Below are 24,508 nucleotides of genomic sequence, written 5' to 3'. Positions count from 1 at the left end.
TCCAAGTGCATGTAGTCGTTTCTGCCTGCAATGATCGTTAAGGTGAGGATGACGCAAAGTCGAGAGCCCACAGTTTTCTTGCATCTTCCATCCGTGCGCTCTGCGGGCTTGCAACCATGATCACTTTCTTAAAACTAACGCCAAATATATTCCGTGGGATGTGGGGTGGACAGCCCGGACGACCGCTGTCATGACTGAGGCCTCCCTACTGGCCAGCCACGCTCAGGAGCAGCAAGTGAACGCGAACGCCCAGGTGTTCAGGTGACACTCGTGACTAATCGTAGTGATGACGCCATTAGCTCCCAGGACTTCATCGAGCTCAGCGTCACTCAGCTCATCGAGGGCGGCTACGGCCTGCATGTTGATGTTGCTCATGATGTTCTCCTTTCGGATTCGCACCGTCCTTTGGCGGTGCCGGTCGGGTTGCAATAGTTGTCGGGTTGTTGACGGTGTCGAGGTCCCAGCGGCCGCCGGGCCGTCCAAGGTTGGCGACTCAGAAGTTGAACCTCGGTAAGGACGCTAGGCGTCCCCCTCCGCCTCGTCAAGGACGAGAAAATGGTGTCCCAAATGAGTGGAACCTCGTTCCGCACAGATTCTATTTACTGCGCGCGATGGCGCCACTGGTTCTTGATGTCAACACGACAAGTGGACGACAATCTTGCTACCGCCGACCGAGGCCTCATGCCATTGAGCACCCCTACTCCAGAACGTCAATACGACGATCGGCTAGCCCATTCGTAGGATAAGAATCAGCCCCACGGATTTCCGATCGCTGCTAGGGTGAATACACCTATCACATAGCCAATGCCCCTGCGTTCGGGGCAGCAGAATCGGAAAGGAGTTCAGCAGTGATGAAGACTAGTCAGCACCCGGTGGTGCGCAGTACGGGACTGTCCAAGCGGTACGGAGCTGCTGAGGTCGTCAGCGGTGTTGGTCTGGAGGTTCCTGCCGGGCAGGTGTACGGCTTCCTCGGCCCCAATGGAGCAGGTAAATCCACCACGATGAAGATGCTGCTGGGGTTGACCCGCCCCACCGCCGGGAACGTGGAGATCTTTGGTGAGCCCTTCTCACCTGGTCGTACACTGGCCCGCGTGGGTTCGCTGATCGAGCAGCCCTCCTTCTACGGTCACCTGACTGGGCGAGAGAACCTTGACATCGTGCGGCGGGTCAAGCACCTGGGCGCGGCCAGCATTGATCAGGCCCTGAATACCGTGGGCCTGTCCTATGCCGCCGACAAGCAGGCACGGGCCTACTCCCTGGGCATGAAGCAGCGGCTGGGCCTGGCCATGGCACTGCTGGGAGAGCCCGAGCTCCTCATCCTGGACGAGCCCACCAACGGGCTGGACCCCTCCGGCATCCACGAGATCCGCGAGCTGATCACCAGCCTGCCGACCACCCGGGGGATCACCGTGATGGTCTCCAGCCATCTGCTCAGTGAGATCGAGCAGATGGCCGACACCATCGGCATTATCAGCCGCGGCCATCTGGTCTATCAGGGGCCGCTCTCCGCCCTGGCCGAGGCCGGCCGCATCGTGGTGCGCATCCGCCCCGATCAGACCGCTCCTGCCGCCCAGGCCCTGACCGCCCAGGGATGGCAGGTCAACTCGGTCCAAGACGGGGAGATCACCATGCCCGCCTACGACGACAATCACGTCGCCCGGCTGGTCGCCGCCCTGGTCACCACGGGCGCCAGCATCTACCGCGTCGAGTTGAGACGCCGCTCCTTGGAGCAGATCTTCCTCGATATCACCGAGCAGGCACCCCCGCATGGCCAGGCCAGCGCCCCGCAACAGCCACTGCCCGGAACGCCGCACCAACGTGCTGACGCCCGTCAGGCGCCAGTCCAGCGGCAGGGACTTTCACCTCAGGCATCGGCGTCCGTCCATACGGGCACCCGAGGACCGCACCGGCAGCCATGGCAGACGCCTCAGCCGCCGGCGGCCCCGGCTCGCCGGGCTGCCTTCCAGGCACCGGCGGCACAGCCCCCGTCGCAGGCCCGCCCGACCCCAGCCCGACCGGTGCCTACTTATGCCCAGCCTGCCTACCAAGGGTGGCGGGGGGTGGGAGCATGAGAGCCCTAGGATTGGAGATCTCCAAGCTCAGGAGGTCGCGACTGTGGCTCACCCTGCTTCTGGCCACCGGCTTCGAACTGGCTTGGGCCGCGGCAGTCACGACCCGGGCCCTGGCGGACCCGCCCGATGGGACCATCGCCGGCACTAGCGTCGCTATCTTCCAAGCCACAGCCGTGCACGGCATAGTCGCGCCAATCATCTCCGCTGTGGTGGCCTCGCGCCTGGCCACCACCGAGCATGACAGCACCATGCTGTCCCAGCTCCTCGCCGACGGCCAGCCGCACACCTCCCTGTTCCTGGCCAAGCTCACCACTGCCCTGGCGATCTGCTCAGTACCCGCCATCGCCCTGGTGACCGCAACCACACTGCTAACCGCCGCTAGCGGTGCACCTATCAACCAGAGCATGACCGCAACCTGGCTGGTCAGTTTGCTCCTGGCCAACATCGCGATGACCGCTATCCACCTGGCCCTGGCACTCCTTGTCCATCGCCAGGCCGTAACACTGACCGTCGGCGCCCTGGGTGGCCTGTTCGGCAACCTGACCAACTTCATCCCCGCGGCCCTGACCGTCTTCCTGCCCTGGCAGTACCCCGGTGTGGTCTCTCCCGTACGCATACTGAGGGACGGCGGCAGGATCACTGGCCTAGCACCCTTGGACCACCTAGGCGTCTACATCGTCATCGTCATCGTCATCGGCCTCGCCGCCGCCGCCATCACCCAGGCCGTCTTCAGCCGACAAGTCACACGTTAGACCCACCCAGCCGAGCGAGACCAGGAGACCACCTCATGACTACAGTAGCAACGAGCCCTCAGAATCCCGTGGGCCCCCATGCCGTCGGGGCCGCCACGACCAACCGCCTCAGCATCACCGCAAGCCAGCCCTCTAGGCCCACCCCGCCCAGTCCAACCGTTACTACCAGGACCAGCCGGCTGCACCAACGGTTCCTGCTGCCCCTGACCATCGAGCGGATCAAGTCCAAACGCTCCTGGATCCTGGTCATCGTCGCAGTGGCCTTGGCCGCCCTCAACACCGCCAGCGGCGTGTACAAATACCTCGGCTACACCGAGATCTTCCGCGCTCAAGGCGTCACCTGGCAGGTAGTCTGGGGCCAGGGTTCACTGATGTGGGGCACCTTCTTCCTCCCCCTCCTGATCACCATCCGTGCCACAGGCCTGGCCCGCATGGAGCACGAGCATGACAATTGGCGCCGCATGGCCACCTACGGCGCCGCTGCCACTACTTACACCGGAAAATTAACCCTGACCACCCTGTTCGCCCTCTACTGCCAGACGGTCTTCCTCCTGCTCGTCATGGCCGCCAGTGCGGCCCTGGGATTCCACCTCACCCCGACCGATATCACCACCGCGATCACCTGGGCCCTCCTGGGAGCCTTGGGAGCCATCACCATCGTCACCGTCCAATTGCTCATTGGCATCTACGTACCCAGCTTCGCCACCGCTGTCCTGATCGGAATGGGCGCCTCCTTCCTGGGCCTGGCCACACTCCTGGCCGTACCACCGCTGGCACCCTTCTACCCCTACTCCCAGATCACCATTGGTATGCAGGCCCGCACGCTGTCCATGCCCACGCCCACACAGATTGCGTGGTTCCTCATCTGGAATACCACCCTCATCACCGCCACCATTTTCTTCAGTAGGAGGGCACTGAAGAAGAAGCAGCACTGACATCGCAAGAGAAACCAGTCGGGGACTTGATTGATGCCGATTACAGCGCGGTGTTCTCGACCGGATAGATGCAATGTCACGGCTCCCACATTCTAGACTGCCAAGGGTTGCCTGGAAGGTTATTCACGGACCAAACAAGTGCCCCCAACCCGGGCAAACGTAGGCAAACCCTGCCCTTACGAATAATCCTCCTGGCATACAGCAAACAGCGCAATCCTTATCCTCCCCCAGCAAATCAATCCAGGATCCGGCGCGCCTCCATGGCGCACCGGTCATCGGGGTTGATGAACACACCTGGCACCATGCTAAGCGAGACAATAAGCTCGTCACCGTGATCATCAACCTGATCCCCGTGCCCGACGCCACTGGTCCAGACGCCCTCCTCGATGTTGTGGAGAGCCGGTCAGGCAAGGCCCTCAAGGACTGGCTGAACCAGCGCGATTAGGCATGGCGTCAGGGTCTCGAGGCGGTGCCATAGACGGCTTTCGCCGGGTTTAAGACCTCGGCCGCAGAGAAATTGCCCCGCCCTCGAAAGGCAGGCGATGGACCATACCATCGATAGCCTGAAGGCCGCTATCCCGGCGGGGCTGAAAGAGATCAAAGCACTGGATGCGACCCTGACCAGCCGTAGCCAGGACATCCCGACCTGCTTCGACCATTCCCACACATCCAATTGCCTCACCGAAGCCACGGACAGACTCCTGGAGCGCCTGCGAGCCGTCACCCTGAGATTTAGAAATCTGACCCACCACATCACCTACATCACCCGCAGCCTCATCCACTCCTGACGACCACGAAACAAACTACAACGATCAACCCAACAAACCAATATGCCCCACCTACCACACCTTCAAACACGAAGAGTCAGCAGACAGGGCATGAAGTGATCCGGCCCCCCAGGAGGCCCGGATCACTACGCAAGAGCAGCAGCTTAGCCACGACTATAACCAGAAATGCCACCAGGGGCCCTGCATGCCGGCGATAACCGTGAATACGTTGAACATGATGTTCGCCCTCCTTAGCGTCTGGGTTGCGGACAGGATTACTATCGCGCACGACGCAGGCTCCGCCGTCAGCCGTATGGCTCACCATATCGACTGACCCGAACCATCAGTTCGACGGATGCTGATGACAACCAGGCGAGACGTACGATCCAGGAGCCTCGCGCAGATGATCAATGGATCCATCCAGGCCAGCACGGGAATCGACGATCAACATGCGGACGAGTAGTGCCCCATAGAGTGGTGTAGCCGCTGGTGGTCGCGGACCCGCGCTGAGCGTGGGCGCGGTCACCGTGTGGCCCTTCAAGGAATCTCCTACAACCCACTCGAAAGGACATCACACGATGACCGCTCCTCATATTGTCGACCCTGCTGCCGTGTTGGACCAAGCCCTGGGGCAGGCTTCCCCGGATCTGATGCGCTCGTTGCTGCAGACAGTGATCAACGCCCTGCTCTCAGCTGACGCTGATTCGGTGTGCGGCGCTCAGTACGGCCAGGCCAGCCCTGAGCGCCGGGCTCAGCGCAACGGCTACCGTCACCGGGACCTGGACACCCGGGTGGGCACGATCGATGTCGCCGTTCCCAAGCTGCGCACCGGCTCCTACTTCCCCGACTGGCTGCCAGGGCGCCGCAAACGAGCGGAGTCCGCACTCGTGACAGTGGTGGCTGACGCCTACCTGGCGGGAGTCTGGCCCCGCCGCATGGACAAGCTCGTAGAGACCCTGGGCATCAACAGCCTGTCGAAATCCCAGGTCTGGCGCATGGCTGCCGAGCTCGATGAGCATGTGACCTCCTTGCGCAACCGGCCCCTGGATCAAGCGGGCCCCTTCACCTTCGTGGCCGCCGACGCCCTGACGATGAAGGTGCGCGAGGGCGGACGAGTCGTCAATGCCGTGGTGCTGACCGCCACCGGGGTCAACTCCGATGGTCATCGTGAGGTCCTGGGCCTGCGGGTAGCCACCGCCGAGAGCGGGGCAGCGTGGAACGAGTTCCTGGCAGACCTGGTAGCCCGGGGCCTGAGCGGGGTCAGGCTGGTGACATCCGACGCCCACAAGGGCCTGGTGGAGGCGATCGCGGCGAACCTGCCCACAGCCTCCTGGCAGCGCTGCCGCACTCACTACGCCGCCAACCTGATGACCATCACCCCCAAAAGCGCCTGGCCCGCTCTCAAGGCCATGCTCCACAGCGTCTATGACCAGCCCCACGCAGCAGCTGTCCAGGCCCAGTTCGACCGTCTCCTGGACCACACCCGCCAGAGCCTGCCCCAGGTCCACGACCACCTGGACGCCGCTAGAGCCGATCTCCTGGCCTTTACAGCCTTCCCCACCGACGTATGGCGCCAGATCTGGTCCAACAACCCCCAAGAGCGCCTGAACAAGGAGATCCGCCGCCGCACCGACAGCGCCGGCATCTTCCCCAACCGTCAGGCCATCATCCGCGCGGTCGGCGCTATCCTAGCCGAGCAGACCGACGAATGGGACGAAGACCACCACTACCTCGGCCTAGAAATCCTGACCCGCTGCCGCACCAACACCACACCACAGGACGATCCAACCCCACCACCAGCCCTAACAGCCCGACCGCCTCGCCGAAGGACCCCTACACCACCCCCAAGGACTTGACCTGCGGACGATCATGGTCATACCAGCACAGAAGTAAAACCGACCTTATCACAAGTCCCAGTTAACGAGGGAACGGCGTTCATACCATGTTGTGCCGCAGCGCATAGACTGCTGCTCCCACTCGATCCTGCACGCCTAGCTTGGCGATGATGGCAGAAACATGAGTCTTGATGGTAGCTTCACTGACCCCGAGCCTCCGGGCAATCTGCTTATTGCTCAAGGAGTCAACCAAGAGCTCCAGGACATCAAGTTCGCGCCCCGAGAGTGCCACACCACGCGGCGGAGCAGCCTGCTCCGTCTCAACTACAGTAGGGATCGACGGCTGCTGGGCAGATGGAGGACCGCTCAACCGACCTTGAAGATGATCACTGACAATAGATGAGGAGGATGTTGGAGAAAGCACAAGATTTCCCTCCACCGCCTGTTGGATAGCACCCGCTAATGTGGCTACATTATCTTCCTTCGCCACAAAGCCACGCACACCGGCAGCCAAAGCTCGATCAACAATCGAATCGGCGGTGAACGTGGTAAGAATAAGGATCGCCAAGTCCGGAGTCTCGTCACGAAGAATCTCGGCAAGAGCCAAACCGTCGAGGCGAGGCATCTGCACATCGAGAAGCACTGCCTGGATATCAGGGATATCATTAGATCGGATAAAATCGAGCGCCTCCTGACCGTCCTTCGCAACCCAGGCCACAGCAATGTCTCCATTTCTGGAGAGCAAATCCGTCAGCATATGACGGACCAGGCCATCATCGTCAGCGATGCCGATACTGATCATGAGGGTTCCTCCGTTGCGATTGAGGTTGCTGAGGAGCGAAGCGGCACGGAGGCGGTCACCATCCACACCCCATCATCCTCCAGTGTCGACAAGGATCCGCCGACCACCTCCAACCGCTCCCGCATGCCCAGTACTCCCTGGCCCGAAGAAGGTAGATCCTGGGAGTCAGGATTCCTGATTCCATTAGTCATCACCAGCCGAACTTGCCTGACATCCCGAACCAGCGTGATGGTGACCGGTTTGCCCGGGTCTCCATGTCGCACGATGTTGGAACTCATCTCCCGAGCGACACGAGACAGCGCCGTGGCCTGGAGCCGACCGCAGTCAGTATCGCCAACAGCCTGGTAACTCACAGTATAGCCGGCAGTGGCCAGGTCATCGGCGAGCGCACGCACGACACTATTGAGGTCAAGCACGACTGTTCCGAGCCCACCGAACTGCTCGCCTGAGGACGCTACTGCCTCTTCCTCCCCCGCTTTCTCTGTGCGGAGCACCCGAAGAATAAGTCGTAATTCATGAAGGGCGTCGGAAGCAGTTGCGTCAATCGCAGCAAATTCCTGACGCACAGCCGGAGGATAGGATGGGTCAGAAGCTGCACGCTGCGCACGCAACGCCGTTTGGGACATCGAGTAGGCAACAAGATCATGCATCTCACGGGCCACCTCCGTTCGGATAGCCGCCAATTGCTCGGTGGCCACAGAGACCTCTTGATGCCACGTTATTTCAGTGCGCCGTAGCATAATGCTCAGCAGAATCGGGCAGATAATAATCAAGAGGATGGATGCAGCAACGCTATGTTGTGGGTACAGCGCGAGCACGGACAAGGGGATAGTTGATGCGAGGACGAACGCAAGACGCGAATCAAGAAAGCGACCCAGGAGAAATCCGAAGATAGCCGTCAGTATTCCCATATCGCCAATATCGGCAGCAGGGAGGAGAAGAGAAGCCACCCAGAGAATCAGGTAGATCAATGCCCCTTTTACTGGGCGAAAGGGAATCAATGCCAGTGACGCCACTCCCCCGATCATGATTATCACGCGCTCCAGACTGGGATGGCCGTTGAAAATCAACATGAGCACAAGATTGAGCAAGCCGAGGAGAAGCCCGGTTAAGGAGTACTTCTGCTGGAGCGGGGCTGCACTCCACAGGCGCACCCCCCGCCGCCACAGGGACTGCGCTATCTGGAGGTCAGCCGATCTCCTCACGGGTCATTGCTACCTTAGGGCAGCGGCGCCGTCAAGGTGTGCGCGGATCGCGAGATCTTGGTGTCAAGGGGTGGGCGCAGCGAGGGGGCGTTCGAAGGCTTGGTGTGGGGTGAGGTAGTCCAGGGTCACTCGGGGGCGTTCACCCGTGCTCGTTCGGCGATGGCGGTCAGGTAGGGCTGGTGCTAGGGGATGGGGGTGCCTTTGGGCAGGTACTGGCGGATCAGCCCACCTGTGTTCTCGTTGGATCCTGGTTGCCATGGGCTGTGGGGATCGGCGAGATACACCGGCATATCGGTGGCCCCGCTACAGGGCGGCGTAGCCGGTGTATCTGGCTGCCCTGGTCCGGCGTCAGGGTGCCCTTCATCAATCAGCGCCTCCACACGCCAGTGGAGTCCTTTTCCCTTGAGCAGTGCCAGGATGCTCAGGAATCGGGTGGCGGGCCTCCACCGGGGTGACTCGGGGCGCTGGGTCCGTGGGCCTCGATGATCACCTCGCCCTCCCAATGGCCCGCCACCCGCCGATCGATGGCCTCCTGGAGGGGGCTCACCGAGGCTGGCATGGCGATGATCGGGGCCTTGCGCTGACCCAGGGATCGGCGAGGGGGCGTGTTAACTGTTCTGTGTAAGCCCTCTTGGAAGGACTGGCACACTGATGACTGTGATGGATGACAAGACTGTTCCTGCTTCTGGTGCTCAGGTGGCTGCTGAGCTTCGGGACTGTGGTGCTCTTGATGGGCTGTTGGCCCAGATCCGTGAGGGCTCGACGCCTCTGACCGGCCAGGACGGGCTGCTGCCCGCACTGCTCAAGGAGTCCTTGGAGGCCGGGCTGCGCGCCGAGCCAGGTGACCACCTGGGCTATGCCAAGGGCGAGCCCACCACCGAGGCCAGGGGTAACGCCCGCAATGGCACCACCACTAAGACCGTTGACTCTGAGGTCGGTCCCTTCGAGATCGAGGTCCCCCGGGACCGGGCGGGGAGCTTTACCCCGCGCCTGGTGCGCAAGGGCCAGCGCCCGATGGACGGGTTGGATGCGTGTGAATCACCAGGCCTGGTACGCCCGGGGGGATTGAGAAGTGCGCGACATCTCCCATCACCTGCGTAAGACGCTGGGGGTGGACCTGTCCAGTGCGACGATCTCCAAGATCACTGACGCGGTGCGCTGGGGCGGTCATGGACTGGCAGCAGCGCCCGCTGGAGGCCTTCTACCCGGTGGTCTACCTGGATGCCATCAGGATCAAGATCCGCCAGGGCAATCGGGTGGCCAATCGTGCCGCTCATATCGCCATCGGCGTGGATATGGAGGGCATCAAGCATGTGCCTTAAGCATCTGGGCCCCGGGCCGACGAGGGAGCCTCCTTCTGGGCCCACGTATGCGCCGATCTGGCCAACCGCGGCATCGACGACGTGCTGATCGTATGCTGTGACGGGCTAACAGGCCTGCCCGAGGCCATCGAAGCGACCTGGCCCGACTCAGTGGTCCAGACCTGCGCGGGTACCACCTGATCAGGGCCTCCATGCGCTTTGTGTCCTACGCCGATCGCAGGAAGGTCGCCGCGGCCCTCAAGCCGGTCTACACCGCCCCCAATCAGGAGGCCGCCTGGCAGGCCCTGGAGGACTTCGCCTCCAGCGACCTGGGCGGTAAGTACCCCCAGACCGCGGCGACCTGGGAGCGGGCTTGGGAACGGTTCACCCCTTTCCTGGCTTTCCCCCCGGCCCTGCGACGAGTGATCTACACCACTAATAGTATCGAGTCGCTGAACTACCAGCGGCGCAAGGTCACCAAGAACCGAGGCCACTTCCCTTCCGACGAAGCCGCCACCAAGCTGCTGTGGCTGACCATCTGCGACATCGAGGACAACAGAGCCCACCAGCGAGACAAGGACAAAGGCAAGAAGCCCAACGACCGAAGAGCCAAACCCCGCCTCGTCGAGGGCTCCAAGGTCACCAGTTGGAAGCAGGCCCTGGCCCAACTCACCACCGCCTACCCCGACCGCATCAAGCCCTACCTCTAACCCACCCGCTTACACAGAAAACTTGACAGGCTCCGGCGAGGCCGGCGCCGGGTGCGCCCCACCGCGGCATGATCCCGTGCTCACGCAGCCTCGCCCGTGGCATAGCGCAGCCCCCCGGGCGTAAATCGCTTCACCCGAGGCAACCGCTCCCATCGCCTCTGGGGGAACCTCCTTTGCCAGGGCCTCGAGCCTCTCATCAGCGGGCCTGGCTCGCAGCCGCCCCGCGGATCTGACGCGGCCAGCATCGGGCGCGCCAGGGCCGGCCAGCACCCTGGCCCACCTGGGCCGGGCAGGCATCGACCTTGCAAGCCCTGGGGGCGCGCCCTGCGCCGCTGGGCCGCCACGTCCGCACCCACGGGCCGGTACCCACAAGCCCTGCGATTGCCAGCGATCTCCCGCAATACCACTGAGACATCACCACCGATCCGCTCAGCGACCCTGCACAACAACCACCCCGACTCCAGCCCCCGCGCGATCGCAGCCCGATCCATCATCGTCAGCACCCCATCCAGCACAGCCTCCCACCCCCAACCAGCACTGCTACTACGACCCTATGACACCGCCGGGTTGATAGCGCCGAGTACTACCCTGATAAGGAAGGGATGGTCGGGATCTGGGGTTGATTGCTGCTTGACGACGGTCATGCCTGTAGTGCGGATATCGTGCGCGAGATCCTCGGGCGTGACCAGATGAAACTCAGATATCCACTCCTGCGATCCGCGGCGCAGGATTCTTCGCCAGGTGCGATTCCGGTGATCGGTCTCATCGATCAACTCTGCGTCGGAGTGGAGTCGAACGATGTGGGTGGGAGGCGCCTGCGGGAGCACATATTCGACAGAGGCAATGAAGACACCACCTAATGGCAGGCACCCAGCGGCTCGCCTCATCACCCTCAGACGCTCACCCGGGGTGAGAGAGGCGATGGAACCACTGAGGATGCATACCGCCTTGAAACGAGTAGCGTGATAACGCATGGCGGCGCTCATAGCCTCCGCCTTCACATACGACCTTCGCTCCTGCTGCCCCTCAATGCGCTGGACTGGCGGCTCCTCGAGCATCCCGCCGTCAATATCGATGACTACCACTCGGTAGTCGCTCGCATGATCCGGAAGCATCGCATAGTAGGATTCGGATACGAATTCAAGCACATCGAGACCGGACAATGAGGAGTCCGGTAGCGTGTCAAGAAAATCCATCACCGTCGCTATCTCGCTACGAACATATCGCGCGAGATCAAACTGCCACTGAAGTCCTCCGGCCGCATAATGCCCAGAAATGCCATGGGCGCTATCAGATTCAGGCATGCCAATCCCGCCTTCAAGTCGAGCATCTGTGGACAGTCGAGATGAACATGGCATCGGCATAATCGACGACAGTCACTGCCATCCGGCACTATCGAGGCGCGGGAGCGTCATTTTCCTAGCCGATCTCCGATGCTCGTCACTGACTCCACCTTGCCACATCGGCGGACGAGAGTTCCTAGGTCGACTGGACTATCCAATCGACTGATGACACGCCCTGACGACCGCCTACGGATTCCCTCCAGAGGCACTTGCCGCTACGAGGGGCACGCTCCAGGGACCGCTTCCCGGCCGGATCACAGCATGCAGGACACGCAGCCCTCGACCTCGGTGCCCACCAGGGCGGCCTGGCGCAGACGGATGTAGTAGAGGGTCTTGATGCCCTTGCGCCAGGCGTAGATCTGGGCGCGGTTGACATCGCGCGTGGTGGCGGTGTCCGGGAAGAACAGGGTCAGGCTCAGCCCCTGGTCCACATGCTGGGTGGCCGCCGCGTAGGTGTCGATGATCTTCTCGGGGCCGATCTCGTAGGCGTCCCGGTAGAACTCCAGGTTGTCGTTCGTCATGAAGGGCGCCGGGTAGTAGACCCGCCCGATCTTGCCCTCCTTGCGGATCTCCACCTTGGCCACGATCGGGTGGATCGAGGAGGTCGAGTTGTTGATGTAGGAGATCGAGCCCGTGGGCGGCACCGCCTGCAGGTTGCGGTTGTACAGACCCCCCTTCTTCACCTTCTCCGCCAGCTCGGCCCAGTCCTCGCGGGTGGGAACCTTGACCGATGACTTCTCGAACAGCTCGCGCACCCGCTCGGTCACGGGCACGAAGTCCTGCGTCGTGTACTTCTCGAAGAACTCCCCACTGGCGTAGGTCGAGTCCTCGAAGCCCACGAAGCTCTGCCCGCGCTCCACCGCCATCTCGTTCGACGCCGTCAGGGCCGCATAGAGCACGCAGGCGAAGTAGACGTTGGTGAAGTCCAGGCCCTCCTCGGAGCCGTAGTGGATGCGCTCACGCGCCAGGAAGCCGTGCAGGTTCATCTGCCCCAGCCCGATCGCGTGCGACTCGTGGTTGCCCCGGTCGATGGAGGGCACGCTGGGCAGGTGCGTCTGGTCGCTGACCGCCGTCAGGCCGCGCACCGCGGTGCGGATGGTGCGGGCGAAGTCCGGGGAGTCCATCGTCTTGGCGATGTTGAGCGATCCCAGGTTGCAGGAGATGTCCTTGCCCACGTGGGCGAAGGTGAGGTCCTCGTTGAGCGTGCTGGCCTCGGAGACCTGGAGGATCTCCGAGCACAGGTTGGACATGACCACCTTGCCCTTGATCGGGTTGGCCCGGTTGACCGTGTCCTCGAACATCACATACGGGTAGCCGGACTCGAACTGGATCTCGGCCAGGGTCTGGAAGAAGGTGCGGGCGTTGATCTTCTTCTTCTTGATGCGCCCGTCGTCCACCATCTCCCGGTACTTCTCGGTGACGTTGACCTCAGAGAAGGGCATGCCGTAGACGCGCTCGACGTCGTAGGGGCTGAAGAGGTACATGTCCTCGTTGTTGCGGGCCAGCTCGAAGGTGATATCCGGGATGACCACGCCCAGGGACAGGGTCTTGATCCGGATCTTCTCATCGGCGTTCTCGCGCTTGGTGTCCAGGAAGCGCATGATGTCGGGGTGGTGGGCGTGCAGGTACACCGCCCCCGCGCCCTGGCGGGCACCGAGCTGGTTGGCGTAGGAGAAGGAGTCCTCCAGCAGCTTCATCACTGGGATGACGCCACTGGACTGGTTCTCGATGCGCTTGATGGGCGCCCCCATCTCCCGCAGGTTGCTCAGCAGCAGGGCCACTCCCCCACCGCGCTTGGACAGCTGGAGGGCGGAGTTGATACCCCGGGCGATGGACTCCATGTTGTCCTCGATGCGCACCAGGAAGCAGGAGACCGGCTCCCCGCGCTGGGCCTTGCCCTCGTTGAGGAAGGTGGGGGTGGCAGGCTGGAAGCGACCGGTCATCATCTCCTCGATGAGGTCCAGGGCCAGCTGCTCATCGCCGTCGGCCAGGGTCAGGGCCACCATCGCGACCCGATCCTCGAAGCGCTCCAGGTAGCGCTTGCCGTCGAAGGTCTTGAGCGTGTAGGAGGTGTAGTACTTGAAGGCGCCCAGGAAGGTCTCGAAGCGGAACTTATGGGCGTAGGCGGCCTTGAAGGCGCTCTTGACGAAGGCGGGGGAGTACTTGTCCAGGATGTGGCCCTCGTAGTAGCCCTCGGTGACCAGGTACTCGAGCTTCTCCTCCAGATCATGGAAGAAGACAGTGTTCTGGTTGACGTGCTGGAGGAAGTACTGGCGGGCGGCCTCCCGGTCGGCGTCGAACTGGATGAGCCCGTTCGCGTCGTAGAGGTTGAGCTTCGCATTGAGCGCGTGGTAGTCCAGCTCCGGGGAGGACACGGTCTCAGAGCCGGTGTCCGTCAGCGTTTCTGCCAAAAGTCTTCCAATCCTTGAGTGACGCGCGCGACGTCAGTGGGAGTGCCCAGCAGCTCATAGCGGTAGAGGAGGGGCACGCCGAGCTTGCTGGCGATGATGTCACCGGCCAGGCAGTAGGCCCGGCCGAAGTTCGTGTTGCCCGAGGCGATAACGCCGCGGCACAGGCCACGATTGTGCGGATCGTTGAGGAAGGCGATCACCTGCTTGGGCACCGCCCCCTTGACGGCCCCGCCGCCGTAGGTGGGCACCACGAGAACGTACTCGCGGTCCACCGTCACCGGCGCCTCGGTGCGCCGCAAAGGGATGCGCACCGCCGGGATGCCCAGCTTCCCGACGAACCGGTGCGTGTTCTCCGAGGTGGAGGAGAAGTAGACCAGGAAGGGCCCCTCGCGTGCCGTGCTCACCGGGCGCCGGCCCTCAGGATCAGACCGCAACCGCCTCAAGGGCGGCCAGGACCTTGATCTTGTCCGGGCGGAAGCCGGACCAGTGCTCACCGCCGGCCATGACCACGGGCGCCTGGGCGTAGCCGAGGGACTTGACCTGCTCCAGGGCCTCGGCGTCCAGGGAGATGTCCACGACCTCGTAGGACAGGCCGGCCTTGTCCAGCGCACGGTAGGTCGCAGTGCACTGGACGCAGTTGGGCTTGCTGTAGACGGTGATCGCCATGGTGGCCTCTCCCTCGGGTTCCGGTGGCGACCCCGGCGCCTCGCCCCCGCAAGGGGATGGCACTGGTGTAACCACACGCTTGTCATTCGCGGAAGGCCATGGTGGCCCCGCGAGACAAGACACTACCCCTAGGGGTCCACCGGGTCCACCACCCCAACATGCTGTGTCTAGCGCCGACCTGTGCACAACATCCTCCTGCTTGTGGATAGTTCCGGGACCGCCTGTGGAGGAGTCGTGGACAGCTCCTCCGCGCACGGCGCCCCCCACCCGGAGGACCCCTGCGCCGATCCGCAGAACCATGGTCCTGCAGGGGTACGACACGAACAGGGCGCCCGTGACCACAGCCCCATCGGCCTGCGCCATCCACCGCCGTCACAGATCTGGGGACAAGTCGCTCAATCTCGTTTACGTCACAGCGCGCCCTCCGCGTGTCGCCACCCCATCGCCGCCCCGCGCGCCGCGCGGTCGCAGGGCCATGCAGCCGCCGGGACCGACCCCAAGGCCCCTACCACCCTCGCGAACTCGCACAGGAAATTTATTGATATGGAAACTACCGACTCCAGGAGAGGATTCCCAGGAAGGGTTTTGCGTTGAGATTACAAGGAAATCAGGGATCTTGTACGCTCTCTTCAGGAGATCTTTACAGTTTTTCCTCATGTTTTTCATAGAAAGACTCCTTAGGTTCGCCTCGCTAGTTCCCGTCACACCAACGGTTCCCCCCAACCCGACCGTAGGAGCCCCAATATGTCCCTGTCCTCATTAGTTACGCCTCTGAGCCACATCGCCGCCGACCTGGTGGCCCTCACCGTTCTGGTGGGAGTGCTCTACTCACGCCGCCACCGCCGCAAGGACCTCATCGCCGCCTACATCGGCGTCAACATCGGGGTCCTGGCCGTCACCCTCCTGCTGTCCACCGCGGATATCGGCGCCGGCCTGGGGCTGGGCCTGTTCGGCGTGCTGTCCATCATCCGCCTGCGCTCCACCCAGTTGAGCCAGCACGAGGTCGCCTACTTCTTCGCCGCCCTGGCCCTGGGTCTGCTCGGCGGCATCCAGACCGCCCCACTCCCCCTTGATGCGGCCCTCATGGCGCTGGTCGTGGCCTCCCTGTGGATCGGGGACCACCCCGCCCTCATGCGCCGCCACCGCCACCAGGTCATCCTCCTGGACCGCGCCATCAGCGATGAGCGACAGCTGACCGAGCACCTGGAGCGGACCCTGGGCGCCCGGGTCCGCTACCTGGAGATCCAGCGCCTCGACCTGGTCAACGACACCACCCAGGTCGACGTGCGCCTCCAGCTTCCCCGCACCACCCGCACCTCCTCGGCACCCGACCCCCGCCCTTGGCCCGACCAGCGACCGCCCCACCCCACCGCCTGGCCTCAGCAGAGCCCCGCCCCCTGGCCCCAGCCACAGGCCGCCTGACCGGGCCCCGACGATCGCGGTTCAGCCAAGGCCCGGCCCATCCCGGCCCCGGCAGCCCCGATCCATCCCCGGCGGCCGGAGCCGGGCCACAGCATCCGATGACAGCCATGACAGACCACAGGAGCCCTCATGCCCCGGCACACGCTCAGGCTGCGCACCCACGGGATGGCGACGATCAGCCTCCAAGAGCTCAACACCGACGCAGACCTGCTCACCCGCATCGACCGCAAGTACCTCATCCCCCTGCCCGACGCCCAGGCGCTCATCAGCACCCTGGCCCCGCACGGCAGGGTCCTCCAGATCGACCAGCTCCAGGCCTTCTCCTACGCCTCGACCTACTTCGACACCCCCGACCTGTCCACCTACCTGCTCTCAGCACGCAAGCGCCGCCGCAGCTTCAAGGTCCGCACCCGCACCTACCTGGACTCCGACCTGTGCTTCCTGGAGGTCAAGACCCAGGGCTCGCGCGAGAGCACCGTCAAGACCCGCCTGCCCTACAGCTCCGCGGACTGCAACCGCATCACCCGGGAGGGCGGCGACTTCGTCATCGAGCGCCTGATCGACTCGCACATCCTCGCCCCGTCCCAGGCGGCGCAGGTCGCCCAGATGCTCAGCCCGGTCATCATGACCCACTACGACCGCATCACCATGCACCTGCCCCAGGACGAGGCCCGGGTGACGGTCGATGCCTACCTGACGTGGAGGGATATTGACGTCAGCGGGCCGGGAACCCGGACCTCCTCGATCGGCGACCTCATCGTCGTGGAGACCAAGAACCCCTCCACCCCCTCCCTGGCGGACCGCTTCCTGTGGTCCCAGGGCCACCGCCCGGCCCGCATCTCCAAGTACGCCACCGGGATGGCGCTGCTCCACCCCGGGCTCCCCGCCAATAAGTGGCACCGCACCCTGACTCACGAGCTCGCCGGCTCCCGCCCCAGCACCTACCAGGCCCGGCACGCCGCCTGAGCCACGATCACGGATCGCCGCTCAGCGGCATCGGGGAAGCCCGCCCCGGCCCCGCTGCACATCTTCAGACCCCGGCCCGACTCCCAGCGCTGGATCTTCCGCATGATCTCGCCAGTCCCGAATACCGGGGCGAGCTGAAGATGTGCAACCCCCACCACGCCTACCCCCGCAGGCCAGCAGCTCCCGGTGATCCCTCTGACAGTCCCAGCCCGCATCCCGCCTGAGAATCCGCGCCGGAGAAATCCATGCCTGGGGCTTGCCTCATTCACAGCCGGCTCATTGACTGCGCGTCTTGACTCCTTGGTGTCAGCCCGAACGGGCCTCCCAACACATTAGGAGTCACCGCATGAGCGCCCTCATGTACATCGCCGCCGACCTCATCGCCCTGGGCATCCTCATCGGCACCCTCTACGCCCCACGACACAACCGCAAGGACCTCATCGCCGCCTACATCGGCGTCAACATCGGGGTCCTGGCCGTCACCCTCCTGCTGTCCACCGCGAGCATCGCCGCGGGCCTGGGGCTGGGCCTGTTCGGCGTGCTATCCATCATCCGCCTGCGCTCCACCCAGCTGGCCCAGCACGAGGTCGCCTACTTCTTCGCCGCCCTGGCCCTGGGCCTGCTCGGCGGCATCCAGACCGCCCCGATCCTGGGCGTGGCTGCCCTCATGGCGCTGGTCGTGGCCTCCCTGTGGATCGGGGACCACCCCGCCCTCATGCGCCGCCACCGCCACCAGGTCATCCTCCTGGACCGCGCCCTCAGCAACGAGACCGCGCTCATCGCCCACCTGGAGCGCACCCTGGGCGGCCAGGTCCGCTCCCTGGAGGTCCAGCGCCTCGACCTGGTCAACGACACCACCCTGGTCGACGTGCGCTTCCAACTGCCCCGCACCACCACCGAGCTCACCGCCGCCGACGCCGCGGCCGCCCACCTGCCCTCCGTCGCCTCACCGGCGGACAGCTTCACCGGCGCCCGCCACGCCGTCACCGCGAACTGAGCCCCGCAGCATCAGGAGGAGCCCGTATGACCCGCCCCGCCGCCCCCATCCCGGGCCCGGCACGACCCGCCTCACCACAGTCCGCACCGCCCCAGCCCGCACCGACCGCCCTGAGCGCGCAGCACCTTCCCGCCACCACACTGGAGAGGCTGGAGGCGGCCGCGGGCCTGCTGACCCGCGTGGACCGCAAGTACCTCCTACCGATCGCAGGCACCCAGGAGCTCATCGACGCCCTGGCGAACCGGGCCCACGTCCTGCAGATCGAGGGCAGGCGCAGCTTCTCCTACGCCTCGACCTACTTCGACACCCCCGGCCTGGAGTCCTACATGCGCGCAGCACGCAAGCGCCGCCACCGCTTCAAGGTCCGCACCCGCACCTACCTGGACTCCGACCTGTGCTTCTTAGAGGTCAAGACCTGCGACTCGCGCGAGGCCACCGTCAAGACCCGCATCTCCTACAGCCCCGGCGACTCCGGCCGCATCACCGAGGAGGGGCGCGACTTCGTGGCCTCCTGCCTGACCGGCCTGGGGGTCGTCGAGGAGCAGGCCGCCCAGCGCATCGCCGAGTCCCTCGCCCCCGTCCTGGCCACCACCTACCAGCGCTGCACCCTGCACCTGCCCGACGACGGTGCCCGCGCCACCATCGACACCGACCTGACCTGGAGGCGCCTGACCCGCTCGACCTGGAGGACGGAGCCCGGCAGGTCGGCCCTGCCCACCCGACGCTCCCCGGCCGCCGAGCCGGGTGCGCCGGTGAGGCTCAGCGGATACGCCGTCGTCGAGACGAAGAACCCCGCCGGCCCCTCACCCACCGACCGCCTGCTGTGGTCAGCGGGCCACCGGCCCGCGCGCATCTCCAAGTACGCCACCGGATTGGCCCTGCTCCACCCCGAGCTGCCCGCCAACAGGTGGCACCGCCTCCTGAGCCGCGACCTCACCGATCTCACCGGGATGGCCCGACTGGACGCGCTCGCCGCAGCGGCCTAGCGCCGTCCGCACACCATCCATCCGCCGCAGGCCCGGCCTGCACCGACCCACCCGCACCACCACAAGGACAGCACCATGATCACCCGCACTCTCCTCCACCGCCGCACCACCGGACCGATCGCCCTCCTGGCCGCACTGACCCTGGCCGCCGGATGCACCGCCTCCGGCGCCACCACCAGCAGTGAGGCGGCCTCCACCGGCCACTCCGGCTCGGCGTCGTCGGCCTCCTCGCAATCCTCGACGGCCTCGGAGTCCTCACAGGCCCCGGGCACCGCCTGGACCACGATCTCCTCGGCCGTCGCCTCGGCCTCCACCGGCGCCACCACCGCCGACATCCTGGGGGTCAACGCACAGGTCGAGCAGGCCTCCACCTCCCAGGACGACGCCGGGACCGTGGATGCCTCCGGCGCCACCACGATCGCCCTGTCCGAGGGCTCGGCCACCATCCAGGGCCAGGGCGCCAGCGCGGAGGGCTCGACAGTGACCATCACCGAGGCGGGCACCTACGTGCTCTCCGGGACGACCTCCAACGGCAGGGTCGTGGTGGCCGCCCCCGACGCCGAGGTGCGCATCGTCCTGGACGGCGCCTCGATCACCAGCACCGACGGCCCAGCCATCGACATCCAGGACGCCGGGGAGGCGATCGTGGTCCTGGCCAAGGGCTCGACCAACACCCTGGCCGACGGCGCCACCTACGCCGACACCTCCTCCGAGGCTCCGACCGCCGCCCTGTTCTCCTCCGACACCCTCACCCTGACCGGCACCGGCTCACTGTCCGTGACCGGCTCGCACAAGGACGGCATCTCCTCCAAGAACGGCCTCATCATCACCGGAGGCACGACCATCGAGGTCACGGCCGTCGACGACGGCCTGCGCGGCAAGGACTACGTGGCGGTCAACTCCGGGACGCTGAGCATCAATGCCGGTGGGGATGCGGTGAAGTCCAGTGAGGACAATGACGAGACCAAGGGCTTCGTGTCCCTGGGCAAGGCCTCGCTCACCCTGGTCTCCGGCGACGACGGGATCGCCGCCACCACGGATGTCACAGTGGCCGGCACGACCCTGTCGATCACCGCCGGCGGGGGCCAGGCCAATGCCGTGCCCCAGGAGGAGGCCGGGCCGGGCACCCAGTCCGACCAGGAGTCCCAGGACACCACCCCCTCCCCCAAGGGGATCAACGCGGGGGTGAGTTACACCCAGGACTCGGGCACCCTCACCCTCGACACCGCCGATGAGGGCCTCCAGGCCCCCTTCGTGACCATCAGCGGCGGCGAGCTGTCGGTGGCCTCCGGCGATGACGGGATCAACGCCTCCAATGGCGACTACGTCATCGAGGGCCATGAGAGCGCCGACTCGGAGTCCGATGACGGCTCGGTGCTGACGATCTCGGGGGGCACCGTCCAGGTGGACTACGCCGCCTCGGACGGCATCGACTCCAATGGCTCGGCCCATGTCACCGGGGGCAAGGTCGTCATCGGGGGCTCGACGGGCTCCATGGACGGGGCGATCGACGCCAATGGCGCCACCACCCTCGTGGGCGTCACCGGGGATCCGGCGGTCGCCGAGGGCGACACCATCACCCTCAGCGGGGCTTCGCAGTGGACGCTGACCAGTACGATCTCCGCCGACTACATCACGGTCCTGGGACTGCAGGAGGGCCAGGAGTACACGGTGTCCTCCACCTCCGGCGGCTCCGCCACCGGCACCGCCTCCGCCCTGTCCTCGGGGATGGGCGGCCCCATGGGGCAGGCTCCCGGGGGCCAGGGCGCCCCGGGAGCGCCGGCCCAGGACAGCCGGGGCTGACCCCGCTGCACATCGTCAACCGGCGGACTGGGGCAGGAACCGCGAGCTTCTGCGGTTCCTGCCCCAGCTCGGTGGCACCGCCGCCTCCACGATGTGCAACGGGGCCGGCGCTGCACATCTTCGGCAGCCACTTGCCGAGACACGTCACAAAGAACCGCAGAATGCTGCGTGATCGTTACGCGTCATAGGGACCAGCGGTGCTGAAGATGTGCAGCGGGGCAGGCTCAGGGAACCAGCCAGGCGGTGGCATCGGCGGGCAGGACCGCGGGTTGCGATGCGGCGTCGATCGGGGCGCTGGACAGCAGCACCCGTCCCGCGGGCAGCTCCACCGGCGCCCCGAAGGCCGTCCAGCACTGCACGCCGCCGCGGGCGAAGGCCAGGGCGTGATCCGGGGTCTCCAGCCAGGTGAGGGGCTCATCATTGGCCGCGCCCCACACCCGGCGGCGCAGCGCCAGCCCCGCCCGGTAGAGCTCCAGGGCGGAGCCCTCATCGCCGTCCTGCTCCTGGGCGCTGTAGGCGCCCCAGTCCTCGGGCTGGGGGAGGTGGGGCTCAGCGCCGCCCTCGGGGCCGAATCCGCTGCTGGAGCCCGAGCGCGTCCACGGCAGCGGCACCCGGCAGCCGTCCCGGCCCTTCTCCACCGCGCGCCGGCGCAGGGCAATGGGGTCCTGCAGGCGGTCCTCGGGGATGTCGGGGACCTCGGGCAGGCCCAGCTCGTCGCCCTGGTAGATGTACATGGAGCCGGGCAGGGCCATGACCAGCAGCGCCCCGGCCAGGGCCCGGCGGCGGCCGGCGGCCGCATCACCCACGGGGGCCGCCCCATTGGCGACCACCCACTGGCGGGCCAGGGCCAGGCTCACCCCGGCGGGCTCCTCCCCCTGCGCCGGGTCGTAGGGCCCGGGCTCCTCCACGCCCGGGGCATGTGGGGAGGCCCCGGCCTCCTGGCAAGGGTCCTGGGCAGCGCCCCGGCCCCCTCCAGGACCGGGGCCCGCCTGGCTCTCCTCCCGCCTGCTCCCGTGCTGCGGGTCGAAGCTGTAGCGGGAGGCCACGCGGATGACGTCGTGGCAGCCCAGCACCCAGGTGGTCGAGCCGCAGCGCTCCAGGTCGTCCAGCCCGGCCTGCACCGCCCACCGGTAGGAGGCGGGGGTGAAGTCGGCGTCCTGCATCTGGAAGTTGAAGGCCTGGCCCACGCTGGCGGCGTAGGCCGCGCGACGGGAGGCGGCGACCCCGGCCTCGGCCACGGCGAAGCGGGGCGGGTCGTAGTCCTCCAGGATGGTGCGCCACTCGCGGTAGATCTCGTGGACCTCATCGCGGTCGAACAGGGGGTGGGAGCCGTCCTCGGGCAGGGGCCACCAGGGGATCTGCACGAAGGGGCGGTAGGGCTCGGACATGTCCTTGGCCATGCCCAGTGCCGCATCAACGCGGAAGCCGTCCACACCGCGGTCGGCCCAGAATCGCAGGGTGCCGCGGAAGTGCTCGCGCACGGCGGGGTGGTCCCAGTTGAGGTCCGGCTGCTGGACGGCGAAGATGTGCAGGTACCACTGGTAGGGCCGGCCGGTGCCGGGGCCGGTGAGGGCCCGCCCCTGGGCGTCACGGTCCACGATGCGCTCCCAGGCCGGCCCCCCGAAGATCGATCGCCAGTCATTGGGCGGCTCGGCGCCATCGGGGCCGGTGCCGGGGCGCACGTGGTAGAGCGCCCGCTCAGGCGCGTCGGGCCCACCGGCCAGGGCCGCGCGGAACCACTCGTGGCGGTTGGAGGAGTGGTTGGGGACGATATCGACCATCACCCGGATGCCCGCCTCGTGGAGTGCGGCGACCATGGTGTCGAAGTCCTCCAGGGTTCCGATCTGGGGGGCGACGTCGCGGTAGTCATCGACGTCGTAGCCCCCGTCCGCGAGCGCGGAGGGGTAGAAGGGCGAGAGCCAGACGGCGTCCACGCCCAGCTCCTTGAGGTAGGGCACGCGGGAGGTGATGCCCACCAGGTCCCCGATGCCGTTGCCGTCGGCGTCGGCGAAGGAGCGCGGGTAGATCTGGTAGACCACAGCGTCCTTCCACCATGGCCGCTGCTGGGCGGCAGGCGGGGCGCTGTGCGGTGCGGGGTGGTCGTAGGGGCGGGGGGCCCGGGGCGGGGCGGGGCTGTCAGTCACGGGAGGACTGTGCCACAGGTCCGCTGAGGTGCCGGCCTGTCCTGCAGGTGGTCATCGTCGCCACCGGGGCCTGTCCGCCCTGGGATCGATGCTTCTGCCCTGAGCCCGACATGGCGGGTGTGACCATTGAGCGCCGCAACCCGCAGCCAGGGGTCCTCAAGCAGTGCGGCGCTGATGGTCAGGCCCCGCTCGAGGAGCCGGCCGCGCCCATCCATGCGGCGGCGGCCGCCGCCACGCGCTCGTTATCGGCGGGCAGGCCCACGCTCACCCGCACGCCCTCGCCGGCGAAGGGCCGCACGAGCAGGCCCGCCTGCGCGAAGTGCTCGGCCACGGCGCTCGCCTCCCGGCCCACCGGTAGCCACAGGAAGTTCCCCTGCGCCGTAGGGACCTGCCACCCCTGATCGCGCAGCACCCCGGCCAGGCGGTCGCGCTCGACGGCGATATCCCGGCAGCGCCGCGCGGTCTCGGCCTGGACCTCCTCCCCCAGGGCGGCCAGGGCGGCGGCCTGGGCGGGCAGGCTGACGCCGAAGGGCGTGCACACCGAGCGCACGGCGGAGGCCAGGCCCGGCTCGGCGATGAGGCATCCCACGCGCAGCCCGGCCAGGGCGTGGGCCTTGGAGAAGGTGCGCGCGATGACCAGGTTAGGGTGGGAGTCCAGCAGCGGCAGGGCCCGGCCGGCCCCGGGGTCGGTGACGAAGTCGAGGTAGGCCTCGTCGACGAGCACCACCACGTCCTGGGGCACGCCCGCCACCAGGTCGGCCAGGTCGGTGGCGCTGAGGACCGTCCCGGTGGGGTTGTTGGGGCTGCAGGCGATGACCATGCGCGTGCGGGGAGTGATCGCGGCCAGCATCGCGGGGATGTCGTGGCGGGCCTGGGCGTCCAGGGGGACGCGGACGGCCGTGGCCCCGGCCACGGCCACGCAGATCGGGTAGGCCTCGAAGGAGCGCCAGGGCAGGACCACCTCATCGCCCGGCTGGCAGACCGTGTCCAGGAGGTGCTGGATGAGTGCGACCGAGCCGTTGCCCACCACCACCTGGTCGGGGCTGATGCCCCAGTGCTCCGCCAGTGCCGCCACGAGGCCCGCCCCGGTCATCTGCGGGTAGCGGTTGACCTCCCGGCCCGCCCGAGCGATGGCCTGGACCACCGGCTCCTGGGGCGGGTAGGGCAGCTCGTTGGAGGAGAGCTTGACCGCCTGTGCGCCTGGCGCCCGGGCTCCGGGCACGTAGGCGGGCAGATCGGCGAGATCGGGGCGGATGCGCACCGTGGTCGTGGGGCGCACCGGGCCCACGGCGCTCCCCGGCTCCGCGGGACCTGCTGGATTCGCGGCGCTCCTGGCGCTGACGGTGCTCATGGCCCCAATCCTGGCACTGCACAGCACCACCTGGAAGGAT

At 66.1% G+C, this 24,508-nt stretch carries 20 protein-coding genes and 2 pseudogenes; 13 read left to right on the top strand and 9 right to left on the bottom strand.

Going from position 1 to position 24,508, the window contains the following annotated elements; translation table 11 throughout:
* Nucleotides 1-222: 222 nt before the first annotated feature.
* A complete protein-coding gene (locus tag MANAM107_RS05920; protein WP_223912368.1) occupies nt 223-375 on the bottom strand; it encodes a lacticin 481 family lantibiotic in 153 nt (50 codons plus the stop codon).
* A gap of 476 nt (nt 376-851) precedes the next feature.
* On the opposite strand from MANAM107_RS05920, the gene MANAM107_RS05915 reads away from it, so the two are divergent.
* The 5 genes from MANAM107_RS05915 to MANAM107_RS05895 all read left to right on the top strand — a co-directional run bounded on the left by MANAM107_RS05915 (nt 852) and on the right by MANAM107_RS05895 (nt 6,382).
* The gene (locus MANAM107_RS05915) at nt 852-2,072 is read left to right on the top strand and encodes an ATP-binding cassette domain-containing protein (protein WP_223912893.1); all 1,221 of its coding nucleotides are present in this window, start codon (nt 852-854) and stop codon (nt 2,070-2,072) included.
* 11 nt (nt 2,073-2,083) lie between these two features.
* On the top strand, nt 2,084-2,824 hold the full coding sequence (locus MANAM107_RS05910; protein WP_263421933.1) for an ABC transporter permease: 741 nt from the start codon (nt 2,084-2,086) through the stop codon (nt 2,822-2,824).
* Between the two features lie 35 nt (nt 2,825-2,859).
* Nucleotides 2,860-3,759, top strand: a complete 900-nt coding sequence (locus MANAM107_RS05905; RefSeq protein WP_223912362.1) for an ABC transporter permease — start codon at nt 2,860-2,862, stop codon at nt 3,757-3,759.
* A 542-nt stretch (nt 3,760-4,301) separates the two neighbouring features.
* Nucleotides 4,302-4,547, top strand: coding sequence for a transposase (locus MANAM107_RS05900; protein WP_223912359.1), 246 nt, complete (start codon nt 4,302-4,304; stop codon nt 4,545-4,547).
* A 557-nt stretch (nt 4,548-5,104) separates the two neighbouring features.
* Nucleotides 5,105-6,382 carry an IS256 family transposase gene (locus MANAM107_RS05895; RefSeq protein WP_223909453.1) on the top strand — a complete coding sequence of 426 codons (1,278 nt, stop codon included), beginning with the start codon at nt 5,105-5,107 and terminating at the stop codon, nt 6,380-6,382.
* A 79-nt stretch (nt 6,383-6,461) separates the two neighbouring features.
* Here the strand turns inward: MANAM107_RS05895 and MANAM107_RS05890 are convergent, their stop codons facing one another.
* Nucleotides 6,462-7,163 carry a response regulator gene (locus tag MANAM107_RS05890; protein ID WP_223912355.1) on the bottom strand — a complete coding sequence of 234 codons (702 nt, stop codon included), beginning with the start codon at nt 7,161-7,163 and terminating at the stop codon, nt 6,462-6,464.
* Nucleotides 7,160-8,236: a sensor histidine kinase gene (locus MANAM107_RS05885; RefSeq protein ID WP_223912352.1), complete on the bottom strand. Its 1,077-nt coding sequence runs from the start codon at nt 8,234-8,236 to the stop codon at nt 7,160-7,162. Before MANAM107_RS05885 ends, MANAM107_RS05890 begins: the two co-directional genes overlap by 4 nt.
* A gap of 783 nt (nt 8,237-9,019) precedes the next feature.
* Here MANAM107_RS05885 and MANAM107_RS13250 point away from each other — a divergent pair.
* The 3 genes and pseudogenes from MANAM107_RS13250 (at nt 9,020) to MANAM107_RS13240 (ending at nt 10,379) form a co-directional block, all read left to right on the top strand.
* The gene (locus MANAM107_RS13250; protein WP_373314075.1) at nt 9,020-9,469 is read left to right on the top strand and encodes a transposase; all 450 of its coding nucleotides are present in this window, start codon (nt 9,020-9,022) and stop codon (nt 9,467-9,469) included.
* 68 nt (nt 9,470-9,537) lie between these two features.
* Nucleotides 9,538-9,870: pseudogene (locus MANAM107_RS13245) on the top strand (transposase).
* An 11-nt stretch (nt 9,871-9,881) separates the two neighbouring features.
* Entirely contained in the window at nt 9,882-10,379 is a 498-nt protein-coding gene (locus tag MANAM107_RS13240; RefSeq protein ID WP_373314074.1) for a transposase, read from the top strand.
* Nucleotides 10,380-10,930: 551 nt separating this feature from the next.
* Here MANAM107_RS13240 and MANAM107_RS05870 read toward each other — a convergent pair.
* The 4 genes from MANAM107_RS05870 to nrdH form a co-directional block, all read right to left on the bottom strand.
* Entirely contained in the window at nt 10,931-11,683 is a 753-nt protein-coding gene (locus MANAM107_RS05870; protein ID WP_223912349.1) for a hypothetical protein, read from the bottom strand.
* A 293-nt stretch (nt 11,684-11,976) separates the two neighbouring features.
* Nucleotides 11,977-14,133 carry a class 1b ribonucleoside-diphosphate reductase subunit alpha gene (gene nrdE, locus MANAM107_RS05865; RefSeq protein ID WP_223912346.1) on the bottom strand — a complete coding sequence of 719 codons (2,157 nt, stop codon included), beginning with the start codon at nt 14,131-14,133 and terminating at the stop codon, nt 11,977-11,979.
* Nucleotides 14,118-14,537: a class Ib ribonucleoside-diphosphate reductase assembly flavoprotein NrdI gene (gene nrdI / locus MANAM107_RS05860; RefSeq protein ID WP_179901330.1), complete on the bottom strand. Its 420-nt coding sequence runs from the start codon at nt 14,535-14,537 to the stop codon at nt 14,118-14,120. The genes nrdE and nrdI overlap by 16 nt, the downstream gene beginning before the upstream one ends.
* A 19-nt stretch (nt 14,538-14,556) precedes the next feature.
* Nucleotides 14,557-14,799 (bottom strand): glutaredoxin-like protein NrdH, encoded by a 243-nt coding sequence (gene nrdH / locus MANAM107_RS05855; RefSeq protein WP_179901329.1) that lies wholly within the window; start codon nt 14,797-14,799, stop codon nt 14,557-14,559.
* Nucleotides 14,800-15,543: 744 nt separating this feature from the next.
* Between nrdH and MANAM107_RS05850 the strand changes: the two genes are divergently transcribed.
* The 5 genes and pseudogenes from MANAM107_RS05850 (at nt 15,544) to MANAM107_RS05830 (ending at nt 20,973) form a co-directional block, all read left to right on the top strand.
* On the top strand, nt 15,544-16,221 hold the full coding sequence (locus MANAM107_RS05850; RefSeq protein ID WP_373314073.1) for a DUF4956 domain-containing protein: 678 nt from the start codon (nt 15,544-15,546) through the stop codon (nt 16,219-16,221).
* A 129-nt stretch (nt 16,222-16,350) separates the two neighbouring features.
* Nucleotides 16,351-17,187: a polyphosphate polymerase domain-containing protein gene (locus tag MANAM107_RS05845; RefSeq protein WP_223912342.1), complete on the top strand. Its 837-nt coding sequence runs from the start codon at nt 16,351-16,353 to the stop codon at nt 17,185-17,187.
* A gap of 346 nt (nt 17,188-17,533) precedes the next feature.
* Nucleotides 17,534-18,083 (top strand): annotated as a pseudogene (locus MANAM107_RS05840) (DUF4956 domain-containing protein); the annotation flags it as partial.
* 127 nt (nt 18,084-18,210) lie between these two features.
* On the top strand, nt 18,211-19,170 hold the full coding sequence (locus tag MANAM107_RS05835; RefSeq protein WP_223912340.1) for a polyphosphate polymerase domain-containing protein: 960 nt from the start codon (nt 18,211-18,213) through the stop codon (nt 19,168-19,170).
* 75 nt (nt 19,171-19,245) lie between these two features.
* Complete coding sequence (locus MANAM107_RS05830) at nt 19,246-20,973, top strand: carbohydrate-binding domain-containing protein (RefSeq protein ID WP_223912337.1); 1,728 nt, start codon at nt 19,246-19,248, stop codon at nt 20,971-20,973.
* A gap of 224 nt (nt 20,974-21,197) precedes the next feature.
* Here MANAM107_RS05830 and MANAM107_RS05825 read toward each other — a convergent pair whose 3' ends face one another.
* Nucleotides 21,198-23,117: a glycoside hydrolase family 13 protein gene (locus MANAM107_RS05825; protein WP_223912335.1), complete on the bottom strand. Its 1,920-nt coding sequence runs from the start codon at nt 23,115-23,117 to the stop codon at nt 21,198-21,200.
* A 178-nt stretch (nt 23,118-23,295) separates the two neighbouring features.
* Nucleotides 23,296-24,468, bottom strand: coding sequence for a histidinol-phosphate transaminase (gene hisC, locus MANAM107_RS05820; RefSeq protein ID WP_223912333.1), 1,173 nt, complete (start codon nt 24,466-24,468; stop codon nt 23,296-23,298).
* Nucleotides 24,469-24,508: the final 40 nt, after the last annotated feature.

The sequence above is a fragment of the Actinomyces capricornis genome, assembly GCF_019974135.1.
GTDB lineage: Bacteria > Actinomycetota > Actinomycetes > Actinomycetales > Actinomycetaceae > Actinomyces > Actinomyces capricornis.
The sequence above is the reverse complement of the archived record's forward strand: the minus strand, read 5'-3'. Positions and strand labels throughout refer to the sequence as shown.